Here is a 23,516-nt window from a genome sequence, read left to right on the forward strand (position 1 = left end):
CAACCGTCGCACGACGGTTGACCCGAAGACGGGAGATGCTGATGAAATCCACACTGAGGAGGGTTCAGTTCGCCGTACTTTCCGGCGTACTGGCGCTGGCTGGATCGACAGCCGTCATGACGAGTTCCGCATCGGCCGACAGCATGACCCAACTGAACGCCACCCAGCTCGTCGCCAACATGGGGGCGGGCTGGAACCTGGGCAACGCCCTGGAGGCCAACGCCAACGGAATCCCCAGCGAGACGGCCTGGGGTAACCCGGTCGTGACGCAGGCATTCATCGACCGGGTACGGGCGGCGGGATTCAAGACGATCCGCATTCCGGTCTCCTATCTGGGAAACATCGGGGCCGCCCCGAACTACACGATCAGCTCCACCTGGCTGAACCGGATCCAGGAAATCGTCGACTACGCCTACGGTCGCGGCCTGTACGTGCTGATCAACATGCACGGCGACGGCTACAAGACCATCAACGGTTCGTGGCTCATCTGCGACTCGTCGAACCAGACGACGATCAAAGACAAGTACCAGAAGGTCTGGCAGCAGGTAGCGACCAAATTCCAGAGCTACGGCGAACGCCTCGTCCTCGAATCCATGAACGAGGAGTTCGACGGGCAGTACGGCAACCCCACCCAGCCGTGCTACTCCAACATCAACGCCTACAACCAGATCTTCGTGGACACGGTCCGGCGGACCGGCGGGAACAACGCCTCGCGCTGGCTGCTCATCCCCGGCTGGAACACCAACATCGACTACACCGTCGGCAACTACGGCTTCGTGCTGCCGACCGACCAGTACCGGTCGTCGTCCGTTCCGGCCAACGAGCAGCGGATCATGATCTCCGTGCACTACTACGACCCCTGGGACTTCGCCGGTGAGGAGAACGGCACCATCACCCAGTGGGGGCCGGCCGCCACCAACCCGGCACGCAAGTCGACCTGGGGACAACAGGACCACATGGACGGGCAACTGAAGAAGGTGCGGGACACCTTCGTCGCGCGCGGCTACCCGGTGTTCGTCGGTGAATACGGCTCGGTCGACAAGACCTCGGCCGACTCGACGAACAACCGGTACCGGGCGGACTACGCGCGCACCCTGGTAGCCACCGCCAAGAAGTACGGTGCGGCCACCGCCTACTGGGACAACGGCTACAACGGCGCGTACGGTTTCGGGCTGTTCAACCGCAGCAGCGGCGCGGTCACCCAACAGGGCATCATCGACGCCATCATGAGCGCCGTCGGCGGCACCACCCCCACCACGCCGCCGACCACCACGCCGCCCCCGACCACCGCTCCCCCGACCACCACGCCGCCGCCGACGACCGCCCCGCCGACGACCCCGCCGCCCGGCGGGCGCTCCTGCTCGGCGACGTACACGGTGACCGGTCAGTGGCAGGGCGGCTTCCAGGCCGAGGTGCGGGTCACCGCCGGCGGCTCGGCGATCAGCGGCTGGACCGTGACCTGGACGTTCGGCAACGGGCAGCAGGTGTCGCAGGGGTGGAACGCGACGCTGACCACCAGCGGCGCGACGGTGACCGCCCGCAACGTCAGCTACAACGGCGCCCTCGCTGCCGGCGGCAACACGACCTTCGGTTTCCTGGGCTCGTCGGGCGGCACCAACGGCGTACCGGCGGTGTCCTGCGTGGCGAGCTGAGCGGGCGGCGACCGACGCGGGCCGGGGGTCACCGACCCCCGGCCCGCGCGGCTCCCGGCCCACCGGAGCCAGATCGGCCCAGCGCGCCCAGCAGCAGGTCGTAGGTGGCCTGCACCGCCCCCGCCGCGCTGGGCACCAGCACCGCCCCGGGGCGTAGGCGGACCACCCGCATCAGGTCGTCGTACATGGTGCCGAGCACGGCCGATCCGCCGGAGCGCGCGATGAGCTGCTGAGGGAGGCGGATCCACTCGTCGTCGGCGTCGCGCGCGCGGCGGTGGAACCGCTCGATCGCGGTCTCCCGCCCGTCGACCAGGACAACCTCGTGGAAACTCGCCCCCTGCTCGCGTGCGAGCGCCGCGAGACCGTCGATCTCGTCGACCGTCGCGAGGTACTGCGGCAGGACGACGTCACCTCCGCCGGCCAGCCGGACCGTCACCATCGCCCGCACCAGGGACCACACGACGGGCCAGGTGTCGAACTCCTCGTCGCGCCATCCGCCGACGAGGCGGTGTAGCGCGTCGACGTCGAGATTCAGCGTGCCGGGGTGGCGGTCGGCGTAGCGCGCCGAGAGGGTGGACTTCCCGATGCCCGGCGGTCCGTTCAGATGGATCAGTCGCGCCATCACGCACCCTCGGGGTGACGGTCACCCGCGTCGTCCAGGCCGTCGACCAGCAGCTCCGCCTCGTCCACCGAGATGGCCATCGTGGTGCCGAGCAGTTCGACGGCCTGCTCGCGCTGGCCGGCTTCCACGAGTGCCGCGATCCGGAGCCAGGCGACCGCGTCGGCCATCGGGTCGCTGTTCCCGCCAGGCGTCGACGGCCACCCGGACGGCGGGGAGGTGGGGTCTGGGACCGGCCGGTCCCCCGCCGTACCGGCCGGGGCTTGCGCCGCTGGTGGCGCGGTGTCCGCAGCAGGCGTGCCGGCGCCCGGCGGGTCGGGAGCGACGGGGGTGCGGTCAGGACAGGCGGCTTCGCGGCTGCGGGCAGCGGCGATCCGGGTGGCCGCGTCCCACGCGCGGGTGTCCGCGTCCGGGGACGCGGCGGCGGCGACCCGCGCCTCCAGCTCGCGGACCTGGGTGCCCGGCAGGTCCCGGCGGTCACCTCGGCGACGCAGGACCACCGTGATCACCGCGATGAGCGAGACCGCGACGACGAGACCCACCGCCAGGTCCAGCAGGCTCGCGTCGGTGCCGCCGGGGCTCACCGGGTCGGACGGCCCCGGCCGGGCCGGTGCCGGTCGGCGACGGCGCGGAGCGGTACCCGGGCCAGGCGGGATGCGGTCGGTACCCGGCAAGCGGCGGCCGGCGACACCGTCGCCACGCTCGTCGCGGTCCCCCACCCCATGCCTGGCATCGTACCGGCGGGAGGGCCGCCCGCCGGGCTGCGCCCGGTCCGTATGCGGTCCCTTTGTCCCTGAGGGTCCGATACCGTGAGACGGCATGACACGTCCCGATCCCGTCCGCCTCGCCGCACCCCTCCTGCTCGTCCTCACCCTGGTCGCCGGACTGCTCATCGCGCCGGCCGGCCCGGCGCACGCCGCACCGGCCAAGAACCCGCCGCTGACCACCCCCTGGACCGCGCAGGCGCTCGACGGCACACCACTGCCGGAGTACCCGCGACCCCAGATGACCCGGCCGGACTGGCTCACCCTCAACGGCGAGTGGCAGTTGCGCCAGTCCGCCACGGACGACGCCCCGGCGTTCGGCACCGACCTGCCCGAGCGGATCAACGTGCCGTTCCCGGTGGAGAGCGCCCTGTCCGGGGTGCAGCGCGCCGCCGCCGACACCCGCAACTACCTGTTCTACCGCCGCACGGTGACAGTGCCCGGGAGCTGGAACGGACGCCGGGTGCTGCTGCACTTCGGCGCCGTCGACTGGCAGAGCACCGTCTGGGTCAACGGCGTGGCCGTCGGTGGGCACACCGGCGGCTACGACGCCTTCAGTTTCGACGTCACCGCCCAGTTGCGGGGCGGCGCGAACGAGATCGTGGTGAAGGTGTGGGACCCGACGGACAGCCGGCAGAACGGCAGCCTGCCGCCGATCGGCAAGCAGACCAAGCAGCCCGGCGGGATCTTCTACACCCCCAGCTCGGGCATCTGGCAGACGGTGTGGCTGGAACCGGTGCCGGCCGCCTCGATCAGCAGGGCCGACCTCTCGCCGCGCCTGGCCGACAACACCCTGCGCGTGCGGGTGCTCACCCGGGGCGACGTCAGCGGGCACAGCGTCCTGGCCGAGGCGCTCGACGGCACCACCGTGGTCGGCTCCGCCACCGGCGGTTTGACCGAATTCACGGTGCCCGTGCCGAACGCCCGTCGCTGGTCGCCCGACACCCCGTTCCTCTACCAACTGCGGGTCACCCTGCGTAATGCCGCGGGCGTCCAGGTGGACCGGACCACCCACTACTTCGGCATGCGCGAGATCAGCACCGGCATGGTCGGCGGCGTCCTGCGGCCCAAGCTCAACGGCCAGTTCGTCTTCCAGATCGGCACCCTCGACCAGGGGTTCTGGCCGGACGGGCTCTACACCGCGCCCACCGACGCCGCGCTCGCGTTCGACCTGCAGAAGCAGAAGGACCTGGGCTTCACCATGGTGCGCAAGCACATCAAGGTCGAACCGCAGCGCTGGTTCTACCACGCCGACCGGCTCGGGCTGCTGGTGTGGCAGGACGTCCCGTCGCTGACCGCGCAGGACATCGACGCCACCGACGCGCAGCAGGCGCAGCTCGAAGCCGAGGCCCGCGAGATCGTCGACGAGCACCGCAGCTCGCCGGCCCTCGTCACCTGGACCGTCTACAACGAGGGATGGGGGGAACGGGCGCTGGCCGACACCCGCCGGGTCGCCCAGGCCGTCAAGACCCAGGACCCGACCCGGCTGGTCAACGCGCACAGCGGCCACAACTGCTGCCAGTCGTTGGGCGACCCGGGCACCGGGGACATCGACGACTGGCACGTCTACCTGGGGCCGGACTCGCCGGTGCCGTCGGGCAGCCGGATCGCCGTGCTCGGCGAGTTCGGCGGCCTCGGCCTGCGCGTACCCGGGCACGAGTGGAGCCCGAACGGCAGTTTCTTCGCCTACGAGTGGCAACCGAACTCCACCGCGCTGACCGACCGCTACGTCGGCCTCGTGCAGGGCACCCAGAACCTCATGCTCGGCAAGGGGCTGAGCGCGTCCGTCTACACCGAGATCACCGACCAGGAGGGTGAGCTGAACGGGTTCCTCACCTACGACCGGCAGGTGGTCAAGCTGGACCAGGCCCGGGTCCGGGCCGCCAACCTGGCCCTGATCGCCGCGTCACGGTCCGTCGGCAGCTCGACGCCGGTGGCGTTGCCGCTGAACAGCCGCCGGTCGTTGCAGGTGACGACCCCCGGGTACACCGACCGGTTCCTGCGGCACCGGGACAGCCTCGCCTACACCGAGGTCGTGAACGCGGACAGCTCGGCGCTGCTCAGGAACGACGCGACGTACACGGTCCGGGCCGGGCTGGCCGACCCCGCGTGCTACTCGTTCGAGTCGGTCAACTTCCCCGGGCAGTTCCTCCGCCACCAGGAGTCGCGGGTACGCAACTCCCCGAACGACGGTTCGGCGCTGCTGCGCGCGGACGCCACCTGGTGTGCCCGGGTCGGGGTGAGCGGGAGCGGGGTCTCGTTGGAGTCGTACAACTTCCGCGGCAGGTACCTGCGGCACTACGCCTCCCAGGTGTGGCTGAGCAACGGCACGGGCGGCGAGGCGTGGAACTCACCCACCCTGTGGGCCGCGGACAGCACCTGGAACGTCACGACCCCCTGGGCACCCTGAGCGGGGCGGTCCCGCCGGGGCAGCCACGCTGCCCCGGCGGTGGGGGTCAGCCGATGCGGAACTGGTCGCCGTAGACGGCGAACACCAGTGGCGTGTTCAGGTCGAAGTTGCCGTTGTCGAGGAACACCCGCTGGGCGGTGTCGACGCGGGAGGTGTCGGAGTGGGCCTCCTCCTTCTTCATCTCGACGACCCGCTCGTCGAGGAACGCGTTGAGCCAGGTCCGCTCGTTGCCGCCCTGCGCCGGGGGTTTCGCCCGGAGCAGGGCCCGGCTGCGGATCTGGCGCATGCCCTCGTACCCGTGCATGACCGCCGCGTCGTAGTAGGCGAACTGGCCGAGCGCCCGGACCCCGTCGTTCTTCCCGTCCCGCACCGAGGGGGTGAAGTAGACCCGGTCCCGTTCGGACTCCTGTGCGGCCCGGAACACGGAGTCGTTGGCGGCGGTGCGCCAGTCGCGGGGGTAGTTGGGGTCGAGGCCGGCGTGCGAGGCGGTGCCGTTGACGGCGCGCAGCGCCGGCAGGTAGCCGGCCAGCACGTTGCCGGGCTTGGTGTTCGTGTACGCCTGGACCAGTTCGAGCATGTCGCCGGTGCCGGAGCAGAAACCGATGATGCCGGCGGTGTAGCCCCGGCCGTCGCCGATGTCCTCGATGTAGGAGAACTGGGCGCGCCAGTCGAGCGAGGAGTTCTCGGCCGCCGAGACGAGCTGCATGGCGACGTCCTTCTTCGCCGGGTCGTCGAGGTTGACGCCGGCCGGGGTGGTGGCGGTCGGGGTGGGGGTGCCGCCGCCGGGCAGGGTCCACTGCTGGTTGGTGGTGCCGCCGCAGGTCCAGATCTGGAGTCGGGCGCCGTTGGCGGTGCTCCGGTCGGTCACGTCGAGGCACTTGCCCGAGGTGGGGTTGACCAGGGCGCCGCCGCTTGCGGTGGTCCACTTCTGGGCGCCGGTGCCGTTGCAGTCGTACAGCTGGATCTTGGCGCCGTTGGTGGTCGACGCGGCGGTGACGTCGAGGCACTTGCCGAGCGCACGGATCGAGTTGTCGCTGTTGCCCACCGTCCAGGTCTGGGCGGTGGTGCCGTTGCAGTCGTAGAGCTGCACGGCGGTGCCGTTGGCCGGGTTGGCGCCGGCCACGTCGACGCACTTGCCGGCCAGGCCGGTGATCGGGCCGGCGGTCGCGGCGCTGGCCGACGGCAGGCCGTAGCCGACCGCCGCGATGCCGGTCAGCAGGGCGCCCACGGCGTAGGCGACTGTTCTTGTGCGCACCATGGCGATCCTCGGGGAAGGGGCGGCGGGCCGCCGGCCGGTCGGTGCCCGGGCACCACGTACGCCCGGGTGGGCACCGCAAGAAATAGGAAGCTCTGTTTACTGATAGCAGTACGTCGATCAACTGTCAATCACGGCACTGAGCGATCGTGCCAGGTCAAGACAGCGCGCGGCGCACCGGCCGACCCCACCGGGCGATCCGGGCGCGGAATCGGTGCCGACCCGAGCGCGGCACCTGACGGTCAGCGACGGTGCCCGGTGCGGAGGAAATCCGCCAGCAGGTGCCGGAACTCGCGCGGGTGCTCGACCGCCGGCACGTGCCCGCACCTGCCGAACACGTGCAGCCGGACGTCGGCCAGGTGGTCGAGCAGGGGCAGGGTGGCCGGGCCGAGCGGGGTGACCCGGTCGTCGGCACCGTGCACGAGCAGCACGGGCGCGCGGATCGCGGCCAGTGTCCGCGCCGGGAGGGTGAGGTCGTCGACCCACCGCTGCCGGGGTGGCGGGAACAACCCCGCGTACGCGGCGACCCCGGCCAGCATCGCGTCCGCGCGGGCGGCGACCGCCGCGTCGGTCACCAGCGCCTGGTCGAGAAAGAGCCGGCTCAACATGTCCCGCGCCCCGGTCGGGCCGGCCGGGGCGGCCCAGAGCGCGTCGAGGTCGGCCGACAGCGACGCCCCGGGGGCACCCATCGTCGAGACCGCCACGACCCGGGTGACCCGCCCGGGGTGCTCGGCCGCCAGGGCCAACGCCACCGCCCCGCCCATGGAGTGGCCCACCACGGCGTAGTCCCCGACGCCGAGCGCGTCCATCAGGCCCGCCGCCTGCCGGGTCCACAGGCGCAGACCACCCCGGGAGCCCACCGGGACGGGGGTACGGCCGAACCCCGCGTGGTCGGGGGCCAGCACCCGCCAGGACGGGCCCAGCGCCTGCGCCGTCGCCGCCCAGGCTCCGGACCCGGTGGTGCCGGGTCCGGAGCCGTGCAGCATCAGCACCGCCGGCCCGGTGCCGCTGTCGAGGACGTGGACGGGCGAGCCGTCGACGGTGACCGTCCGCGTGGTCGTCATCGGCACCGGCCGGGTGCGCTCAGGCCGAGGGAGCGTCGACGGACTTCGCGAAGAGTTCCATCATGGCCCGGCCGAACTGCGGCATGTCGGGCCAGCCCCGGCAGGAGACGAGGTTGCCGTCGACCACGTCGGGCGCGTCGATGACCGTCGCGCCGGCGTTCTCCATGTCGCCGGTGATGGGCGGGAAACACGCCGTCTTGCGGCCCTTGAGCAGGCCGTACACCGCCGGGACCTGCGCGCCGTGGCAGACCAGGGCGACGGGGAGGTTGCGCGCGAAGAAGTGTTCGGTAATCCGCCTGACGTCGGCGTCGACCCGGATCCACTCGGGGGCCCGCCCGCCGGGGATGATCAGGGCGTCGTAGCGTTCGACGTCGACCTCGGCCCAGGGCACGTCGACAGGCAGCTTGCGGCCGTTCTTCTCCACGTACGCGTCGGAGTTCGGGTCGAACTCGTGGATGACCAGTTGCACGTCACGCAACGTGCGTGACGCGACGTCGACCTCCCAGCCGCCCTCCTGGACGCGGTAGTAGGGGTACATCGTGTCGAGTTCCTCGGCGGCGTCGCCGGTCAGGAGCAGCGCTCGGGGCATCTGCTTCTCCTCGCAATGTGGTGGCGGTGAGGTGGACGCGATCCAATCCGATCTGATCCGATTGAGCTAGCATTCCTCCGCCCCGCCCGCCCGTCAAGACCGCACGGTCATCGCGTCCGCGTCCCTGATCTCGTCGAACAGCCGGCGGAAGCGCTCGCCGGAGCGCAGGATGTGCCGGCGCATCGCGTAGGCGGCGGCGTCGGGGTCCCGCGCGGCGATGGCGGCCACCACCGCCTCGTGCTCGGCCATCGCCAGGTGCGTGACCTGGGTGTCGTGGTGCAGCCGGAACAGGTGCACGTGACTGTGTAGGCGGGCGAGCGTCTCCCGGATGACCTGGTTCTCCGCGCTGTGGGCGACCAGGTCGTGGAAGGCGGCGTCACGCAGCCCGAAGGCGCCGTAGGCGGTCGGCCCGACGCCCCCCTCCAGCTCCGCCATCTCCGCCAGCATCCGGCGCAGCCCGGCCACCTGCGAAAGCGACGCCCGCTCGGCCGACCTGCGCGCCGCCGCCGGTTCCAGCAGCAGGCGGACCTCCAGCATGTCCTCGAACCGCTGGCGGGTGATCTGGGGTGGGATGCGGTAACCGGCGTGCGGCACCCGGACGACCAGCCCCTCGGCCTCCATCCGGTTGAGCGCGTCCCGGATCGGCGTCTGCGAGACCCCCAGCTCGCGTGCCAGGACGTCGATCGTGACGCGGGAGCCGGGCTCGATCCGCAGCGACATCAGCTGTCCGAGCAGCGTGTCGTACACCTCGTCGGCGAGCCGGCCGCGCGATCGCGCGGGTGACGTCGTGCCCGGCGCGGCCGTGCGGCCCCGCGCGCCCATCGCTTCGTCGTCCATCGTGACGTGAGGTCCTTTCTTGCACCTTCGGGAACCTGTTGACATCAGTTACGACGCTGCGACATGCTGACGCCCCCCACCCGATCGTATAGGAAACGTGACGGGCGACCGTCATTGCGCACCGTCGCCGTAACGCCTGCCATCGCTCCACTCGATCAACTGGAGCCCCCATGAGCATGCTCGACGTCCCGCCCGGCCCGGCACCGGGTCCCGACGGGTCGTCCTGCCTGCCCACGGCACGACGACGAACCGGAACGACGACGAACCGGCAGGTCATGGCGCGTCCGTGACACCGGTCCACGGGGCGGCCCCCGCGCCGGCCCGGCACCACGCCGGAAACAACCAAGCACCTGCTCGGCGAGGCACATAGCGAGGCTCTCGACGTCCCCACCACCCCAGAAAGCAGGTACCACGATGCGGCACCCGAAGCGAATCGCCCGAACATCGGTCTCCCGGCGGAAGATACGGCTGGCGACGGCCGCCATGCTGCTGCTCGCCACGACCCTGGCGGCGTGCGGCGACGGGGACGACGGCACGAAGGCCGGCGCCCCGAAGGCGCCGGCGACGGTCCCCGAGCTCACCAAGGACCCGCTGACCCTCAGCTTCATCTGGTTCGAATGGCCCCCGGCCAAGGCGCTGGAGGACTTCGCGAATGCGGAGTACAAGAAGGAACGGCCGAACGTGACCATCAAGGTCAACACCGTGCCGAACGCGAACTGGCACGACGCGATGTTCACCCAGTTCGCCGCGCGCAAGACCGACTTCGACATCGCGATCCTGGATTCGCAGCACATCGGTGAGGCCGTGACGAACGGCAACATCCTCGACCTGACCGACTTCGTCAAGAAGAACATCGAGGTCGACGCCTACAACCCGTACCTGCTGGCGGCGTACGGCCAGTTCCCGCAGGCCGAGACCGGCAAGCGCGACGAGAACGCCAGCCTGTACGGGCTGCCGCTGCTCGGCGACACCTGGACGATGATCTACCGCAAGGACCTGATCGGCGACAAGCCTCCGCAGACCTGGGACGAGATGATCTCGGTCGCCGCGAAGTGCCAGGCGGACAACCCGGGCGTCAGCGGGCTCGCCTTCCACCAGGCCAACGGCTCCGACGCGGCGGCCGTCACCTACAACACGGTCAACGGCGTCTACGGCGGCAACCTCTGGGACGCCAAGAGCCGCAAGATCGACGGCGTCCTCAACGACACCGCCGGTCACGAGGCGATGGACGTCCTGGTCAACAAGATGAAGCCGCTGACCGCCAAGGGCTCCGGCAACTGGTTCATCGACGAGGTGAACGCGGCGGTCGCCCAGGGCAAGGCGTGCATCGCATTCAACTGGATCGCCGCCAGCGGCGGCCTGCTCGACCCGAAGCAGTCGACGCTCGGCACCAGCCGGGAGCAGATCCTCGGCAAGCTGGGGTTCGCCACCCTGCCGACCCAGAAGACGAACCTGGTCCCGCTCGGCGGGATGGGGATGCACGTGTCGGCCTACTCCCCCTCGGCGCAGCAGGCCGAGGCGCTGAACTTCATGCGGTGGTTCGAGCAGGCCGACGTGCAGAAGAAGTGGGCCGCAGCCGGTGGTGTGCCGTCGCGTACCGACGCCCTGCAGTCGCCCGAGTTCCTCAACGCCGGGCCGTTCAACCAGGTGTACGCCGACTCGGTGCCCCGGATGCGGGACATGTGGAACGTGCCCGAGTACGCGCGTCTGGTCGACATCGAGAACACGAACGTCAACGCGGCGCTCAACGGCGCCAAGAGCCCGAAGGCCGCGCTCGACGACATCGCCCGGGAGCAGCAGGGCGTACTCGACTCCAGCAACCGCAAGGGCGGCGGCGGGCTGTGAGTGAGCTGACGACCGACCGTCCCGGGCAGGTGGCGTCCGCGACGCCACCTGCACCGGGGCGGCCCCGCCGCCGGCTGGGCGACCGCGGCCTCGCCGTGGCCTTCATCTCCCCCGCGCTGCTGCTGTTGCTCGGCATGTCGGTGTTCCCGCTGCTGTGGGCGTTGTACCTGTCGTTCACCGACTACTCGGCCACCCGAGGGGGGCCCGCCCGGTTCGTCGGGTTCGGCAACTACACCGCCATCCTGACCTCGGCGCAGGTGCACCAACGGGCGCTGACCACGCTGATCTACGTGGTCGGCGCGGTCACCCTGCAGACCGTGCTCGGCTTCTCCATCGCCTACCTGATCTCCCGGCGCACCCACGGGCGGGGCGTGCTGACCACCCTGTTCCTGGTGCCGATGATGCTGTCGCCGGTCGTGGTGGGGCTGTTCTGGCGGTTCATGCTCGACGCACAGTTCGGCGTGGTCAACAGCATGCTCGGCTCGGTCGGCCTGGGGCAGGTGGAGTGGCTCACCCGGCAGCGGACCGCGCTGGTGTCCCTGATCGTCGTCGACACCTGGCAGTGGACGCCGTTCATCATGCTCATCGCGCTCGCCGGCCTCACCGCCGTCCCGAAGTACCTGTACGAGGCCGCCTCGATCGACCGGGCCTCCGAGTGGTTCCGGTTCCGCACCATCACACTTCCGCTGGTGTGGCCGCTGCTGCTGATCGCCGTGCTGTTCCGGGCCATCGAGGCGTTCCGGCTGTTCGACCTGGTCTACATCCTCACCAGCGGAGGGCCCGGGGTCTCCACCGAGACGTTGTCGTTCCACGTCTACAAGGTGGCGTTCCTGGGCTTCAACACCGGCACCGCCTCGGCGTACGGGATCCTCATGGTCCTCGTCGTCATCGTCCTCACGCAGCTCTACCTGCGCTACCTGAACAAACTCAAGGAGGGCTGATGGCCGTCTCCGTCGACGAGGCCGTGTCCGCAGGCCCGGCCCCGGACCACCCGTCCCCCGCACGCCGCGTGCGCCGGCGGGGCCGCGGCCGGTCGGTGCTGGAGGTCGTGCTGCTGACCGCGCTGGCCGTCGTGATGCTCTTCCCGGTGCTGTGGATGATCGAGACCTCCATCAAGGAGAACCGGGACGTCTACGCCGTGCCGGCCGAGTTCTTCGGCTTCACGGTCACCCTCGACCACTTCCGGGACGTCTTCGTCGGCGCGGACGGCGGCCGCTCGGCCCTGTCCGTGGCGTTCCTCAACTCCGTGGTCGTCGCCGGGGTGTCCACGGTGCTGGCCACCGTGCTGGGGGTGCCGGCGGCGTGGGCGTACTCGCGCTTCACCCTGAAGGCCAAGAAGGACCAGTTGTTCTTCGTCCTGTCCACCCGGTTCATGCCGCCCGTGGTGGTCGTGGTGCCGATCTTCCTCATGTACCGCCAGGTCGGACTCATCGACACCAAGCTCGGGCTGATCCTCATCTACGCCGCGTTCAACGTCCCGTTCACGATCTGGATGATGAAGGGCTTCGTCGACGAGGTGCCCGCCGAGTACGAGGACGCCGCCATGCTCGACGGCTACAGCCGCCTGCAGGCGTTCGGGAAGTTCACCCTCCCCCTGCTGGTGCCCGGCATCGCCGCGACGGCGGTGTTCGCGCTCATCTTCTCCTGGAACGAGTTCGTGTTCGCCATCTTCCTCACCTCCAGCGACGAGGTGCGCACCGCCCCACCGGCCATCGCCGGCCTGATCGGCGGCACCACCGTCGACTGGGGCCTGGTGGCCGCCGCCTCGGTGGTGTTCGCCCTGCCGGTGCTCGTCTTCGCCTACCTGGTACGCCGGCACCTCGTCGCCGGGGTGACCCTCGGGGCGGTGCGACGCTGATGGCGGGCATCGAGGTGAGCGCCCTGCACAAGCGCTACCCGGACGGCACGGTCGCCGTCGAGCACGTCGACCTGTCCATCGGCGACGGCGAGCTGTTCGTGATGCTCGGCCCGTCGGGCTGCGGCAAGACGACCACACTACGGGCGATCGCCGGCCTGGAACGGCAGACCAGCGGCGACATCCACATCGGCGACACGCTGGTCAACGACCTGCCGCCGGCCGAACGTGACATCGCCATGGTGTTCCAGTTCTATGCGCTCTACCCGCACCTGCGCACCCGCGACAACCTGGCGTTCCCGCTGCGGGCCGAGGGCCTGCCCAAGCACGAGGTGCGCGAGCGGGTCGAGGAGGCGGCCCGGCTGATGCGGCTCGGTCCGCTGCTGGACCGGCGGCCACGTCAGCTCTCCGGCGGGGAGCAGCAGCGGGTCGCGCTCGCCCGCGCCCTGGTGCGCCGGCCGCGTGCCTTCCTGATGGACGAACCGCTCACCAACCTGGACGCGGAGTTGCGGGCGGACATGCGCACCGAGATCAAGCACCTGCAGGGCGAGCTGGGGGCGACCATGGTCTACGTCACCCACGACCAGGTCGAGGCGATGTCGCTCGGTCACCGCATCGCCATCCTCAACAAGGGCCGTGTCGAGCAGATCGGCACCCCGCTCGAGGTGTACGAGCGTCCGGCGAGCCTGTTCTGCGCCGCGTTCATCGGCTCCCCGCCGATGAACCTCATCGACGTGGAGGTGGCCGACGGGGAACTGCGCGGTCCGGGCGGGTTGGTCCTCACCCCACCGCCCGGCCTGCCCCGCGACCGTCCCCTGGTGGCCGGCGTACGGCCGGAGGCGCTGGAGGTCACCGCGCCGGGGACGGACGGGTCGGTGCCGGCCCGCGTCGTCTCGGCCGAGTGGCTGGGCGACGAGATCATCTACGTGGTCGACCACAGCGGCGGACGCGACGTGCGGGTCCGGATGCCACCGACCGTACGGTTCGCCGCCGACGCGAAGGTCGGGCTGCGGCACACCGGCGGCACCCCGGCGGTCTACGACGTACGCACGGAAGAGCTGGTGGCCTGATGGGAACCGTTGCGGTACAGGGACTGCGCAAGTCCTTCGGCAGGGTCCGGGCGTTGGACGGGGTGACGCTGGACGTGCCGGACGGGGCGTTCTTCGTCGTCCTCGGGCCGTCCGGGGCGGGCAAGACGACGACCCTGCGGGCGATCGCCGGCCTGGACAAGCTCGACGCCGGGTCGGTGCACCTGGACGGCCGGGACGCCACCGCCGACGCCCCGGCCGTCCGTGACCTGGCCATGGTGTTCCAGAACTACGCCCTCTATCCCCGGCACACGGCGTACGAGAACATCGCCTCGCCGCTGCGGGCACGTCGCCGCCCGGCGGGCGAGATCGCCGCCGCCGTCGAGCGGATGTCGGGCCTGCTGCACATCGAACGGCTGCTGCACCGTCGTCCCGCGCAGTTGTCCGGCGGTGAGATGCAGCGGGTCGCCCTGGCCCGGGCGCTGGTCCGCAGCCCGCGCGCGTTCCTGATGGACGAGCCGTTGACGAACCTCGATCTCAAGCTCCGCGTCGAGATGCGCACCGAGCTCACCCGCATCCACCGCAGCCTCGGCGCGACCTTCGTCTACGTGACCAACGACCAGGTCGAGGCGCTGTCCATGGCCGATCAGGTGGCGGTGCTCAGAGAGGGGACGGTGCAACAGGTCGGCACCCCGACCGAGGTGTACGAGCGGCCGGCCAACACGTGGGTCGCCGGCTTCGTCGGCAGCCCGCCGATCAGCCTGCTCGCCTGCCACGCCGAGGGGGACCACCTGGTCGGCGCAGCCGGCTGGACGCTGCCCCGGCCCCGCTGGGCCACGGCGAAGGACGGCCAGGCGCTGCTGTTGGGCCTACGCGCGGAGGACCTGTCGGTGGAGCGGCGCGGGGACGCGTCGTTGCCCGGTGAGCTCTACGGGCTCGAACCGCTCGGTGACCGGACGGTGGTCGACGTGCGGGTGGGCGCGGAGATCCTCAAGGTCAAGGCGCGGCCCACCGTCACCGGCACGCCTGGCGAGCAGGTGCGGGTGACGGTCGACCTGGACCGGGCGCACCTGTTCGACGCGGGCACCGGGCTGTCGCTCTCGGCGGCCGGACGGTAGCCGGGGCGGCGCCGGCCCGCACCGCTACCCGCAGGTGACCCGTCGCGGCACACCGGACATCACCACGAAGATCACAGGAGGCGACCCAATGAGTGACCCGATGGACGTCCTGGCCCCCGAGCACCGACGGCTGCGGATCGGCGACGCCTGGCGGGACGCCGCGAGCGGCGTCACCTTCGCCGTCGAGGACCCCGCCACCGGTACGACCGTCGCCGAGGTGGCCGACGCGGGCGTCGTCGACGGGCTGGCCGCGCTGGACGCGGCGAGCCGGGCTGCGGCGCAGTGGGCGACCACCCCGCCCCGGAGACGGTCGGAGCTGTTGACCGCGACCTACCGGGCGCTGACCGACCGGGCCGAGGAGGTCGCCCGGCTGATCACCCTCGAAATGGGCAAGCCGCTCGCCGAGGCCCGGGCGGAGGTGGCCTACGGCGCCGAGTTCTTCAGATGGTTCGCCGAGGAGGCGGTACGCGTCGAGGGACGCTACAGCACCGCTCCCGCAGGCGGGTACCGCATCCTCACCGTGCCGAAGCCGGTCGGACCGTGCGTGTTCGTGACGCCGTGGAACTTCCCGTTGGCGATGGGCGCCCGCAAGATCGCCCCCGCGTTGGCGGCGGGCTGCACGACGGTCACCAAACCGGCCGCCCAGACGCCGCTGACCATGCTGCTGCTGGCCCGCATCATGGAGGAGGTCGGCGTCCCCGCCGGTGTGGTCAACGTGGTGACCACCAAGCGTGCCGGTGAGGTGGTCTCGGCGCTGCTGGCCGACACCCGGACCCGCAAGGTGTCGTTCACCGGGTCGACCGAGGTGGGGCGGGTGCTGCTGCGCCAGGCGGCGGACAACGTGCTACGTACCTCGATGGAACTGGGCGGCAACGCGGCCCTGATCGTGTGCGCCGACGCCGACCTGGACGTCGCGCTGCACGGCGCGATGGTGGCCAAGATGCGCAACATCGGGGAGTCCTGCATCGCGGCCAACCGGATCTACGTCGAGGAGCCGGTGCGGGAGGAGTTCACGAAGCGGTTCACCGAGCGGATGGGCGCGCTGGTGGTGGGCAACGGCCTCGACGACGGCGTGGACGTCGGCGCGTTGATCGACGAACCCTCGGTGGCCAAGCTCGACGAACTCGTCGCCGACGCGGTCGGTCGGGGGGCCCGGATCCTGGTGGGCGGCGTGCGCCCGGACGGGCCGGGGCACTTCTACCCGCCGACGGTCCTGGTCGACGTGCCCGACGACGCGCGGATGCTGCGGGAGGAGATCTTCGGCCCGGTGGCGCCGATCATCTCGTTCACCTCCGACGACGAGGTGATCGCGAAGGCCAACGACACCGAGCACGGCCTGGTCGGCTACGTCTTCACCCGTGACCTGCAGCGGGCGTTGCGGTTCACCGAAGGGCTCGAAACCGGGATGATCGGCGTCAACCGTGGCCTGATCTCGGACCCGTCGGCCCCGTTCGGGGGCGTGAAACAGTCAGGCATCGGCAAGGAGGGGTCGCACGAGGGCATCGGCGAGTACCTCGACCTCACCTACGCGGCGATCGACCTGCCGTGACCGTCCCGCTCACCGTCGCCGCAGTTCCGGAGAGGCACCGCCATGCTTGAGACCGTCCGTGGACCACGCCAGCTGATCGTCGGCGAAGGGGTCGCGCAGAACATCCCCCGGGTGGTGGCCGAGAACGGCTCACGGGTCCTCGTGGTGACCGACCGGATCCTGCTGGGGCAGCCGGGCGTGGCCGGGATCGTGGCCGCCGTACGGGAGAGGGTCGAGGCCGTCGAGGTGTTCCCCGACGCGACGCCCGACGTGCCGCTCACCGACGTCGACCTGGCCGTCTCGGCCGCCGCCGCGGTGGACGCCGACGTGATCCTCGCCGTCGGGGGTGGCACGGTGATCGACCTCGCCAAGATCGTCGGCGTCATCCGGTGCCACGGCGGGACACCGCGCGACTTCTACGGGGAGTCGCGGGTGCCGGGGCCGACGATTCCGCTCGTCGCGGTCCCGACGACGTCGGGCACCGGCTCCGAACTGACCCCCGTCTCGGTGCTGACCGACCCGGACCGTGCGCTGAAGGTGGGGGTGTCCAGCGTCCACATCGTGCCGGACTTCGCGATCGTCGACCCCGAGCTGACCTACACCTGCCCGGCGAGCGTCACCGCCCACTCCGGCATCGACGCGTTCTGTCACGCGGTGGAGAGCTACACCGCGCGGGCCCGGCCCCACGGGCCGCGCGACCCGGTGGAGCAGGTGTTCCTCGGCCGTAACCAGGTCACCGACCACTACGCGCTCCTGGCTGCGGAGCGGATCGCCCGCAGCCTGCGCCGGGCCGTCGCAGACGGCGGCGACACCGACGCGCGCGCCGACATGTCCTACGGGTCGGTGCTCGCCGGGCTCGCCTTCTCCCACGCGGGCAACGCGGCCCCGCACGCGCTGCAGTACCCCATCGGCGCGGCCACGCACACGCCGCACGGCCTGGGCGTCGGACTGCTGCTGCCGTACGCGCTGCACGCGGCCCGGGACGCCGTCGGTGACCGGCTGGCGACCCTCGCCGGGGTGTGCGGGCTCGACGTCGCCGACGCCTCGCCGGCCGAGGCCACCGACACGTTCCTCACCTGGCTCGACCGGCTCCTCGCCGACATCGGCATCCCGCGCACCCTGGCGGACATCGGGGTGGCCCGCGCCGACCTTCCCCGGTTCGCGGAGCTGGCCTCCGGCGTCACCCGCCTGATCCAGAACCATCCGGGGCCGACCGACACCGCCAGCCTGACCGCGATCCTCGAAGCGGCCTGGACCGGGGACCGGACCTGACCGGTCCCGGTCGACGACCGGCCTCGCCCGCCGGCCGGTCCGGTGTGGTTCAGGCCAGGTCGACGTGCAGGAGGCGCTGCCAGCCCAGCACGAAGCTCGCGACGAGCAGCAGCAGGGACCCGGTGATCAGTGACCAGTGCCAGGGCCCGTTGACCCAGTAGTAGACGAGCCCGCCGAGCGCCGGGACGTTGAAGGTCAGCAGGTCGGTCGAGGCCTGGAGGATCTTGCGTAGTCGGCGGCGGTGGTCGCGGCGGTGCGTCTCCTCCCAGCCGAACACGGGCGCGGCCCGGGGGTGCAGGTCTTCCACGCGTGGGGCGAGCGCCGTGCGGACGTAGCGACCGATCGCCGAGATCTTCTCGTCGTTGGCGAGGTGCGTCCAGCCCAGGACCGTCGCCGCTCCCGACAGGATGAGCAGCAGCGCCCCCTGACTGCCCAGCGTGGTCACCCCCACCACGATGGCGGCGTACGCGGCCAGGGTGACGTAGATGAGGTTGTCCCGCAGGCCGATGCGGGCCCGCTGTTCCTCCTTGAGCTGCCCGTACTCGGCCAGGAGCAGCTCGCGCAACGGGTCAGTGGACATCACGGGCCCCCTCGTGACGGGCGCGCAGGATGGGGATCTGCACCAGCCATGCCTCGCCGGGGCGGTAGAGCGCGGCGGGCCGTCCACCGTTGCGGGTGGTCTGTGCTCCGGTCGGCCGGACGAAGTCCGGCACGGCGAGGACCTTGCGGTGGAAGTTGCGGGCGTCCAGGGAGCGCCCCCAGACGATCTCGTAGACCCGGCGGAGTTCGGACATGGTGAACTCCGCCCCGCAGAAGGACGTGGCGACGGTGGTGTATTCGAGCTTGCTGCGGGCGCGTTCCACGGCGTCGGTGAGGATCTGGGCGTGGTCGAACGCGAGCTGGCCCGGCTCCGCGAGGATCTCCTCCACCGGGTACCAGTCGGCGTGGCGCGCGTCGCCGCCCGCAGCGGGCGCGCCGGGCGTCGGCGTCAATGCCAGATAGCAGACAGTGACGACCCGCTGTCGGGGGTCCCGGTCCGGCGTGCCGTACGTGGCGAGCTGTTCGAGATGGACCTGACCAGGGTCGAGACCGGTCTCCTCGGTCAACTCCCGCATCGCGGCGCGGGTCAGGTCTTCGTCCACTGTCGACAGAAAACCGCCTGGTAGGGCGAGGGCGCCGAGGTCCGGTTCGATACCGCGCTCGACCAACAGGACAACGAACCGGCCCGCCAGGACGGTGAAGACCGCCAGGTCGACGGCGATCGCGATCAACGGGGCGGTCCACTGCTTGTCGTTCGGCACGACGCTCCCCCTCTTTTGGTCAGCTTGACTATAGCATCGGAGCACACTTACGCTCAGCAGGGGAATCGTCACTGCCACGGCAGTTCGATCGAGCATTCCCGTGGCCGCCCCCCTCGGCCCGCACCTCGCGAACCCTCCGCAACCGCAGCGCCCGTACCGGGTCGCACCCATCCACCGTCCACAGAGGACGAATAGTTCTGAGACGTACGAGGAGTGTCTGGTGATCGTCGTACTGGTGGCGCTCGAAGTCGAGCGCAGTGAGATCAGGAAACGCCTACAGGACATCCGTGTCGAGCGGCACCCCGCCGGCACCCACTTCGACGTGGGAACCCTCGCCGGGACCGGCGACGGGCCGTCCCGCCAGGTCGCGCTGGCGCTCGTCGGGCGGGGAAACCCCGCCGCCGGGGTCATCGCCGAACGTGCCATCAGCCACTACCGGCCGAGCGCGATGCTGTTCGTCGGGGTGGCCGGTGGACTGCGCGACTGGCTCACCCTCGGCGACGTCGTGGTCGCCACGAAGGTGTACGCCTACCAGGGCGGACGCAGCGAGGACAGCGGATTCCGGGCGTACCCGCAGGCCTGGCCGATCGCGTACGAACTGGAGCAGGTCGCCCGCCACCTCGCCCTCGACGGAGGCTGGGCGGGCGGCCTGGACCCGGTGCCGAAGGTCCACTTCGAACCCGTCGCCGCCGGCGAGGTGGTGCTGAACGGACGCACGACGCCGGAGGCGCAGCGCCTGCACGAGCACTTCGCCGACGCCGTGGCGGTGGAGATGGAGAGCGCCGGCGCGGCCCACGCCGGACACGTCAACCACGCGGTGCCGACGGCCGCCATCCGTGGCATCAGTGACCGGGCCGGCGGTCGCAAGGACCAGACCGACGCCGAGGGTTGGCAGCCCAGGGCGGCGGCACACGCGGCGGCGTTCGCGCTGGCGCTGGCCGCCCGGCTCGACAGCGGCGACGCCGGCACACCGACCGCCCCGCACGAGAGCCGCTACACGGTGCACACCTCGGGGGCGCAGTCCCCGGTGATCGGCACCAGCGGCACCATCCACGGCGACGTACGCCTCTACTACCGGGGGGAGCAGGGAAATGGCTGAGGTTCCCCGTCAGCACGTCAGCACGTCGGGGCCCAACTCGCCCGTCATCGGGACTGGCGCCACCATCCACGGTGGCGTGCACACCTACTACGTCGGGCCGAACGACCCACCCGAGAGGAAGTACGAGGTGGCGGTCCGCCTGCTCGACGGTGGCATGTCCCGCGCCGCCGAGCAGTTGCTGGCCGAGGTACTCGCCACCGATTACGGTCAACGACCCGGGGTGTGCTACCACTACCTCGTCGCCACGCTCAGCGACCGGACGCTGAGCGCTCTCGACGATCGGCACCTGCAGGCGCTGGGCAACGCCCGACAGCTGGTCGCCAAGGGCGGCCACCCGAGCCAGGAGAGCGCCGAGGACTTTCTCGACCGCACGAGGCTGGGCAGCCTGGTGACCCTCATCGACGTCGCCATGGGCATCAGCGACCGTGCGACGGACGCCGGCGTCAGGGCAACCTCGGGGACCAACCTCGAGGAGATGGAGGCGGCGTACGGGAACCTTCCCGAGAAGCACCAACGGCACCTCGACGGCCTGCTCGCCGGCCCCTTCAAGGACGAGATGTTCCGTCGGACCGCCGACCGGGTCCGGGAACAACGCTCCGGCGACATCCCCGGCCGCAAGGACCGCGTCTGGAAGTTCTTCGAGCCCGACCCCGCCGAGCCCAGGGAACTCGGCGGGGCACAGGTGCCGCCATCGCGGAGCTTGACCCTGGTCCGGTGGGCCGGGCTGGCGCTGGGAGTGGTCGGGACGGTCGGCGTCGTGGTGCAACTCGGTCTGGTCGGCGCGTTCACCACGCTGGCGATCATGCTCGTCCTCACCGGGATCGGTGTGCCCCTCGCCGGCTACGCGCGGTGGCAGCGGCAGCACCGCCGCACCCTGCTCGCGTTCAACCATGACCGGTTCCGCGGTGTTCTCGGTCTGGGCGTGACCGTCGATCCGGCAACGATGGCCGCTGCGACCCGCACGGTCGAGGAGGCCTTCGCGAACGAGGCACCGGGACAGCAGAGTTGGGATCCGATGACCGCCGGGCTGCGCCAAACCCTCGCCCGTGAGTTCGCGTTCCTCTACCACGAAACGGAGCTGCGCAACGGGCATCTGCGGTGGCTCGCCCGCTGGCATGCCCGGCAGACCCGTGACGTCTGGAGCGGACGCCTACTGCTCGCGTACGCGGACTCGTACCGCGAGCGGCCGCTGCTGCGTCGGGCCGAACGGTTCGCCGTGGCCCTGCTGGCCGTGGCAGCGGTGCTGGTGCTCGTCCGGTTGTTGCCCGACGGCGGCACGGAGTCGGGGCTTCCGCTCCTCGCCGCCATGGTGGGCATCGCCCTGCTCTGGTACTCCCAGCCGCTGTTGCGGGCGCGGGAGACGACCTACCGGATCGTGTCCCGGGAACGGGCCGAAAGGTATCAGGCCGAGCGGGCCGAGTGGGACAGGTGGTGCGCGGTCCTGCGTGACCGTCCCACCGACCAGGAGATGGCGACCTGGCTTGCCCAGGACGTCCTGGTCTTCAGGGCGGACATGCTCCGTGAACGGGGGATTTCCGCCTCGGAGGTGGCGTACGTGCTGGAGCTGACCACCGGCGCACCGGGGGCGAGCAGCGCCCGGGTCTCGTACGGGCCGATCCGCTACTCGCGCTACGTGCTGACGCTGTTCCTGCTGACCGCGACGGGTATCCGCTACTTCTGCTCCGAACTCGACCTCACCTACGGCGAATTTCACGGATCGAGCCGCCGTTCGATCCCCTACGGCGGCCTCCGCGAGGTGGAGGTCACGGAACAGAGCATCCGACGCCCGGCCGCCACGGCCACCCAGGCACAGATCACCTCCGGGGGCGTTGCCGCGGCTACCGCGTCGTCCACGGAGGTGCACATCCAACAGCGGAGCTTCATCGTCCGCACCGACACTCTCGGCACCATCAGTCTCGAACTGGGCGACTTCGGGCAGATGCGCGACAGCGGGGAACCGGAGGGGCTGGTTGCCCGGCTGGCCCTCGACAGCACCGGCGTCAACGACGCACTCGACGTCCTCGAAACGGTGGTGGTGGACGGCGCCGCTTGGCTGACCAGGGAGTTGCACCGCCGCCGCGGCGGCGGGCTGTGGGGCCGGGAACCGGGGCGCATCGGAGCCGGCCCGGAGCCGGTCACCGAGCCGGACGGCCTGGGGCAGGACACCCGCCCGGGGAGTGTGTGGTGAACCGCACCGCGATCGCGGCCGTGGTCGCCGTCGTGCTGATCTGCCTGGGCGGCTGCTGCCTCAGCGGAGGCGTCGTCGTCGGCAGTTCGATGCCCCACGAGTGGCAACTGCCCGACGGCGACAAGCCGGCCCGGGACAAGAAGCTCGGCATCATGGGGCACGTCGCCTACCAGCCTCCGTTGCTGCCGGTGAAGTTCGTGCTCAACTCGGACGGCAGCGTGGAGGTGCAGACCGACGACGTGTCCATCGTGACCCCGTTGGGGGTCTTCGGGGTCGGCGTCGGCGGCGGTGTCCAGGACGCCGGGACGCCGGTGCGTATCCTGCGGGCGGAGCCCGCCGACGTCACCCAGCTGCTGGTGTGTCCGATCGCGGCCCGGGAGAAGCCCGACGCCGCCTGCGAGACCTTCCGGATCAACAGCGGCCGCAAGCTGCGCATCACCATGGACGGCCGCTTCGTGCAGGAGGTGGAGCGCAACCGCATCGTCATCTACGTCGCGGCAGGGGCGAAGATCGACGTCGCGGACGCGGGTGCGCCGACCAGGAACACCGAGGTGTACGGCCCGGCCCGCATCGACGTCGAGAAGGTGACCTTCACCGTCAACGGTGAACACACCTACCTGGATCTGGAGCGCAGTCAGTCCGGCACGACCGCGGACGTCGCCTTCGACCACGTCACCCGCAGACTGAAGCTGGTGAACGGGGCACAGGTCTCCCGGGTGCTCCGGCCGCAGATCTTCGACGGGGTCACCACCGCCGATCTGCCGAGCGAGGCGGACTGCCTCGCCCAACGGGAGTGGAGTGACGAGTTCCCGCCGCTCACCATCGCGCAGCGGGCGATACGGCTGGGCCGGGGGGTGGACAATCCGGTGGCCGTACCGCTCGTGGCCTGCGTCAAGACCGCCGAGGCCGATCTCGGCTACGTCGTCATCTGGCCCGGCAGCGAGTGGTTCACCGGAAAGCCGAAGTTGACCTTCTACAGCCTGGTCTGGGTTCGGTGACCCTGGTCGCCGGCACGGAGTCACCTCCCGACCACGGATCCCGCGGCGCGATCGCGCCGCGGGGTCCGTGCGGGATACGGCCGTACGGGCCATC

The 23,516-nt window shown here is 70.9% G+C and carries 20 protein-coding genes; 12 read left to right on the forward strand and 8 right to left on the reverse strand.

The features are described from left to right. Positions 1–116: 116 nt before the first annotated feature. Positions 117–1,652 (forward strand): cellulase family glycosylhydrolase, encoded by a 1,536-nt coding sequence (locus ACN267_RS12125; RefSeq protein ID WP_421488670.1) that lies wholly within the window; start codon positions 117–119, stop codon positions 1,650–1,652. 28 nt (positions 1,653–1,680) lie between these two features. Here the strand turns inward: ACN267_RS12125 and ACN267_RS12130 are convergent, their stop codons facing one another. Together ACN267_RS12130 and ACN267_RS12135 are read right to left on the reverse strand one after the other, a co-directional pair. Further along, positions 1,681–2,274: an ATP-binding protein gene (locus tag ACN267_RS12130; RefSeq protein WP_204960915.1), complete on the reverse strand. Its 594-nt coding sequence runs from the start codon at positions 2,272–2,274 to the stop codon at positions 1,681–1,683. Further along, positions 2,274–2,855: a hypothetical protein gene (locus tag ACN267_RS12135; protein WP_421488671.1), complete on the reverse strand. Its 582-nt coding sequence runs from the start codon at positions 2,853–2,855 to the stop codon at positions 2,274–2,276. The genes ACN267_RS12130 and ACN267_RS12135 overlap by 1 nt, the downstream gene beginning before the upstream one ends. 235 nt (positions 2,856–3,090) lie before the next feature. Between ACN267_RS12135 and ACN267_RS12140 the strand changes: the two genes are divergently transcribed. Further along, complete coding sequence (locus tag ACN267_RS12140; RefSeq protein WP_421488672.1) at positions 3,091–5,445, forward strand: AbfB domain-containing protein; 2,355 nt, start codon at positions 3,091–3,093, stop codon at positions 5,443–5,445. 46 nt (positions 5,446–5,491) lie between these two features. Here the strand turns inward: ACN267_RS12140 and ACN267_RS12145 are convergent, their stop codons facing one another. From ACN267_RS12145 to ACN267_RS12160, 4 genes are all read right to left on the reverse strand, one after another. Next, positions 5,492–6,703 (reverse strand): chitosanase, encoded by a 1,212-nt coding sequence (locus ACN267_RS12145; protein ID WP_421488673.1) that lies wholly within the window; start codon positions 6,701–6,703, stop codon positions 5,492–5,494. A 239-nt stretch (positions 6,704–6,942) separates the two neighbouring features. Next, entirely contained in the window at positions 6,943–7,764 is an 822-nt protein-coding gene (locus ACN267_RS12150) for an alpha/beta fold hydrolase (RefSeq protein ID WP_421488674.1), read from the reverse strand. A gap of 19 nt (positions 7,765–7,783) precedes the next feature. Beyond that, positions 7,784–8,353 carry a DJ-1/PfpI family protein gene (locus tag ACN267_RS12155; protein WP_281898493.1) on the reverse strand — a complete coding sequence of 190 codons (570 nt, stop codon included), beginning with the start codon at positions 8,351–8,353 and terminating at the stop codon, positions 7,784–7,786. Between the two features lie 93 nt (positions 8,354–8,446). Then, positions 8,447–9,190, reverse strand: a complete 744-nt coding sequence (locus tag ACN267_RS12160; protein WP_239486095.1) for a GntR family transcriptional regulator — start codon at positions 9,188–9,190, stop codon at positions 8,447–8,449. A gap of 414 nt (positions 9,191–9,604) precedes the next feature. On the opposite strand from ACN267_RS12160, the gene ACN267_RS12165 reads away from it, so the two are divergent. The 7 genes from ACN267_RS12165 to ACN267_RS12195 all read left to right on the forward strand — a co-directional run bounded on the left by ACN267_RS12165 (position 9,605) and on the right by ACN267_RS12195 (position 17,836). Beyond that, a complete protein-coding gene (locus ACN267_RS12165) occupies positions 9,605–11,035 on the forward strand; it encodes an extracellular solute-binding protein (protein ID WP_204960908.1) in 1,431 nt (476 codons plus the stop codon). Beyond that, positions 11,032–11,976, forward strand: coding sequence for a carbohydrate ABC transporter permease (locus tag ACN267_RS12170; RefSeq protein WP_281898498.1), 945 nt, complete (start codon positions 11,032–11,034; stop codon positions 11,974–11,976). The genes ACN267_RS12165 and ACN267_RS12170 overlap by 4 nt, the downstream gene beginning before the upstream one ends. Next, a complete protein-coding gene (locus tag ACN267_RS12175; RefSeq protein ID WP_281898500.1) occupies positions 11,976–12,893 on the forward strand; it encodes a carbohydrate ABC transporter permease in 918 nt (305 codons plus the stop codon). Before ACN267_RS12170 ends, ACN267_RS12175 begins: the two co-directional genes overlap by 1 nt. Beyond that, a complete protein-coding gene (locus ACN267_RS12180; protein WP_204960905.1) occupies positions 12,893–13,960 on the forward strand; it encodes an ABC transporter ATP-binding protein in 1,068 nt (355 codons plus the stop codon). Before ACN267_RS12175 ends, ACN267_RS12180 begins: the two co-directional genes overlap by 1 nt. After that, positions 13,960–15,036, forward strand: coding sequence for an ABC transporter ATP-binding protein (locus tag ACN267_RS12185; protein WP_281898502.1), 1,077 nt, complete (start codon positions 13,960–13,962; stop codon positions 15,034–15,036). Before ACN267_RS12180 ends, ACN267_RS12185 begins: the two co-directional genes overlap by 1 nt. Positions 15,037–15,124: 88 nt before the next feature. Beyond that, positions 15,125–16,585, forward strand: coding sequence for an NAD-dependent succinate-semialdehyde dehydrogenase (locus tag ACN267_RS12190; RefSeq protein WP_281898504.1), 1,461 nt, complete (start codon positions 15,125–15,127; stop codon positions 16,583–16,585). Positions 16,586–16,627: 42 nt separating this feature from the next. Beyond that, positions 16,628–17,836: an iron-containing alcohol dehydrogenase gene (locus tag ACN267_RS12195; protein WP_281898506.1), complete on the forward strand. Its 1,209-nt coding sequence runs from the start codon at positions 16,628–16,630 to the stop codon at positions 17,834–17,836. A gap of 49 nt (positions 17,837–17,885) precedes the next feature. Here ACN267_RS12195 and ACN267_RS12200 read toward each other — a convergent pair whose 3' ends face one another. Beyond that, positions 17,886–18,416: a hypothetical protein gene (locus ACN267_RS12200; protein WP_204960901.1), complete on the reverse strand. Its 531-nt coding sequence runs from the start codon at positions 18,414–18,416 to the stop codon at positions 17,886–17,888. Next, positions 18,406–19,137 carry an NUDIX hydrolase gene (locus ACN267_RS12205; protein ID WP_281898507.1) on the reverse strand — a complete coding sequence of 244 codons (732 nt, stop codon included), beginning with the start codon at positions 19,135–19,137 and terminating at the stop codon, positions 18,406–18,408. The genes ACN267_RS12200 and ACN267_RS12205 overlap by 11 nt, the downstream gene beginning before the upstream one ends. A gap of 220 nt (positions 19,138–19,357) precedes the next feature. Between ACN267_RS12205 and ACN267_RS12210 the strand changes: the two genes are divergently transcribed. From ACN267_RS12210 to ACN267_RS12220, 3 genes are read left to right on the forward strand one after another with little or no spacing between them, the layout of a single operon-like run. Then, complete coding sequence (locus tag ACN267_RS12210; protein WP_204960899.1) at positions 19,358–20,236, forward strand: 5'-methylthioadenosine/S-adenosylhomocysteine nucleosidase; 879 nt, start codon at positions 19,358–19,360, stop codon at positions 20,234–20,236. Continuing rightward, the gene (locus tag ACN267_RS12215) at positions 20,229–22,424 is read left to right on the forward strand and encodes a hypothetical protein (RefSeq protein ID WP_421488675.1); all 2,196 of its coding nucleotides are present in this window, start codon (positions 20,229–20,231) and stop codon (positions 22,422–22,424) included. The genes ACN267_RS12210 and ACN267_RS12215 overlap by 8 nt, the downstream gene beginning before the upstream one ends. Next, on the forward strand, positions 22,421–23,422 hold the full coding sequence (locus ACN267_RS12220) for a hypothetical protein (RefSeq protein WP_421488676.1): 1,002 nt from the start codon (positions 22,421–22,423) through the stop codon (positions 23,420–23,422). Before ACN267_RS12215 ends, ACN267_RS12220 begins: the two co-directional genes overlap by 4 nt. Positions 23,423–23,516 lie beyond the last annotated feature (94 nt).

This window comes from Micromonospora sp. WMMD734 (assembly GCF_049178975.1).
GTDB lineage: Bacteria > Actinomycetota > Actinomycetes > Mycobacteriales > Micromonosporaceae > Micromonospora > Micromonospora wenchangensis.

Bases quoted from the DNA above. Each gene is read 5' to 3' on its own strand.
- ACN267_RS12125 (WP_421488670.1), top strand. From the start codon at position 117: ATGACGAGTTCCGCATCGGCCGACAGCATGACCCAACTGAACGCCACC.
- ACN267_RS12130 (WP_204960915.1), bottom strand. From the start codon at position 2,274: ATGGCGCGACTGATCCATCTGAACGGACCGCCGGGCATCGGGAAGTCC.
- ACN267_RS12140 (WP_421488672.1), top strand. From the start codon at position 3,091: ATGACACGTCCCGATCCCGTCCGCCTCGCCGCACCCCTCCTGCTCGTC.
- ACN267_RS12145 (WP_421488673.1), bottom strand. From the start codon at position 6,703: ATGGTGCGCACAAGAACAGTCGCCTACGCCGTGGGCGCCCTGCTGACC.
- ACN267_RS12150 (WP_421488674.1), bottom strand. From the start codon at position 7,764: ATGACGACCACGCGGACGGTCACCGTCGACGGCTCGCCCGTCCACGTC.
- ACN267_RS12155 (WP_281898493.1), bottom strand. From the start codon at position 8,353: ATGCCCCGAGCGCTGCTCCTGACCGGCGACGCCGCCGAGGAACTCGAC.
- ACN267_RS12160 (WP_239486095.1), bottom strand. From the start codon at position 9,190: ATGGACGACGAAGCGATGGGCGCGCGGGGCCGCACGGCCGCGCCGGGC.
- ACN267_RS12165 (WP_204960908.1), top strand. From the start codon at position 9,605: ATGCGGCACCCGAAGCGAATCGCCCGAACATCGGTCTCCCGGCGGAAG.
- ACN267_RS12175 (WP_281898500.1), top strand. From the start codon at position 11,976: ATGGCCGTCTCCGTCGACGAGGCCGTGTCCGCAGGCCCGGCCCCGGAC.
- ACN267_RS12180 (WP_204960905.1), top strand. From the start codon at position 12,893: ATGGCGGGCATCGAGGTGAGCGCCCTGCACAAGCGCTACCCGGACGGC.
- ACN267_RS12185 (WP_281898502.1), top strand. From the start codon at position 13,960: ATGGGAACCGTTGCGGTACAGGGACTGCGCAAGTCCTTCGGCAGGGTC.
- ACN267_RS12190 (WP_281898504.1), top strand. From the start codon at position 15,125: ATGAGTGACCCGATGGACGTCCTGGCCCCCGAGCACCGACGGCTGCGG.
- ACN267_RS12195 (WP_281898506.1), top strand. From the start codon at position 16,628: ATGCTTGAGACCGTCCGTGGACCACGCCAGCTGATCGTCGGCGAAGGG.
- ACN267_RS12200 (WP_204960901.1), bottom strand. From the start codon at position 18,416: ATGTCCACTGACCCGTTGCGCGAGCTGCTCCTGGCCGAGTACGGGCAG.
- ACN267_RS12215 (WP_421488675.1), top strand. From the start codon at position 20,229: ATGGCTGAGGTTCCCCGTCAGCACGTCAGCACGTCGGGGCCCAACTCG.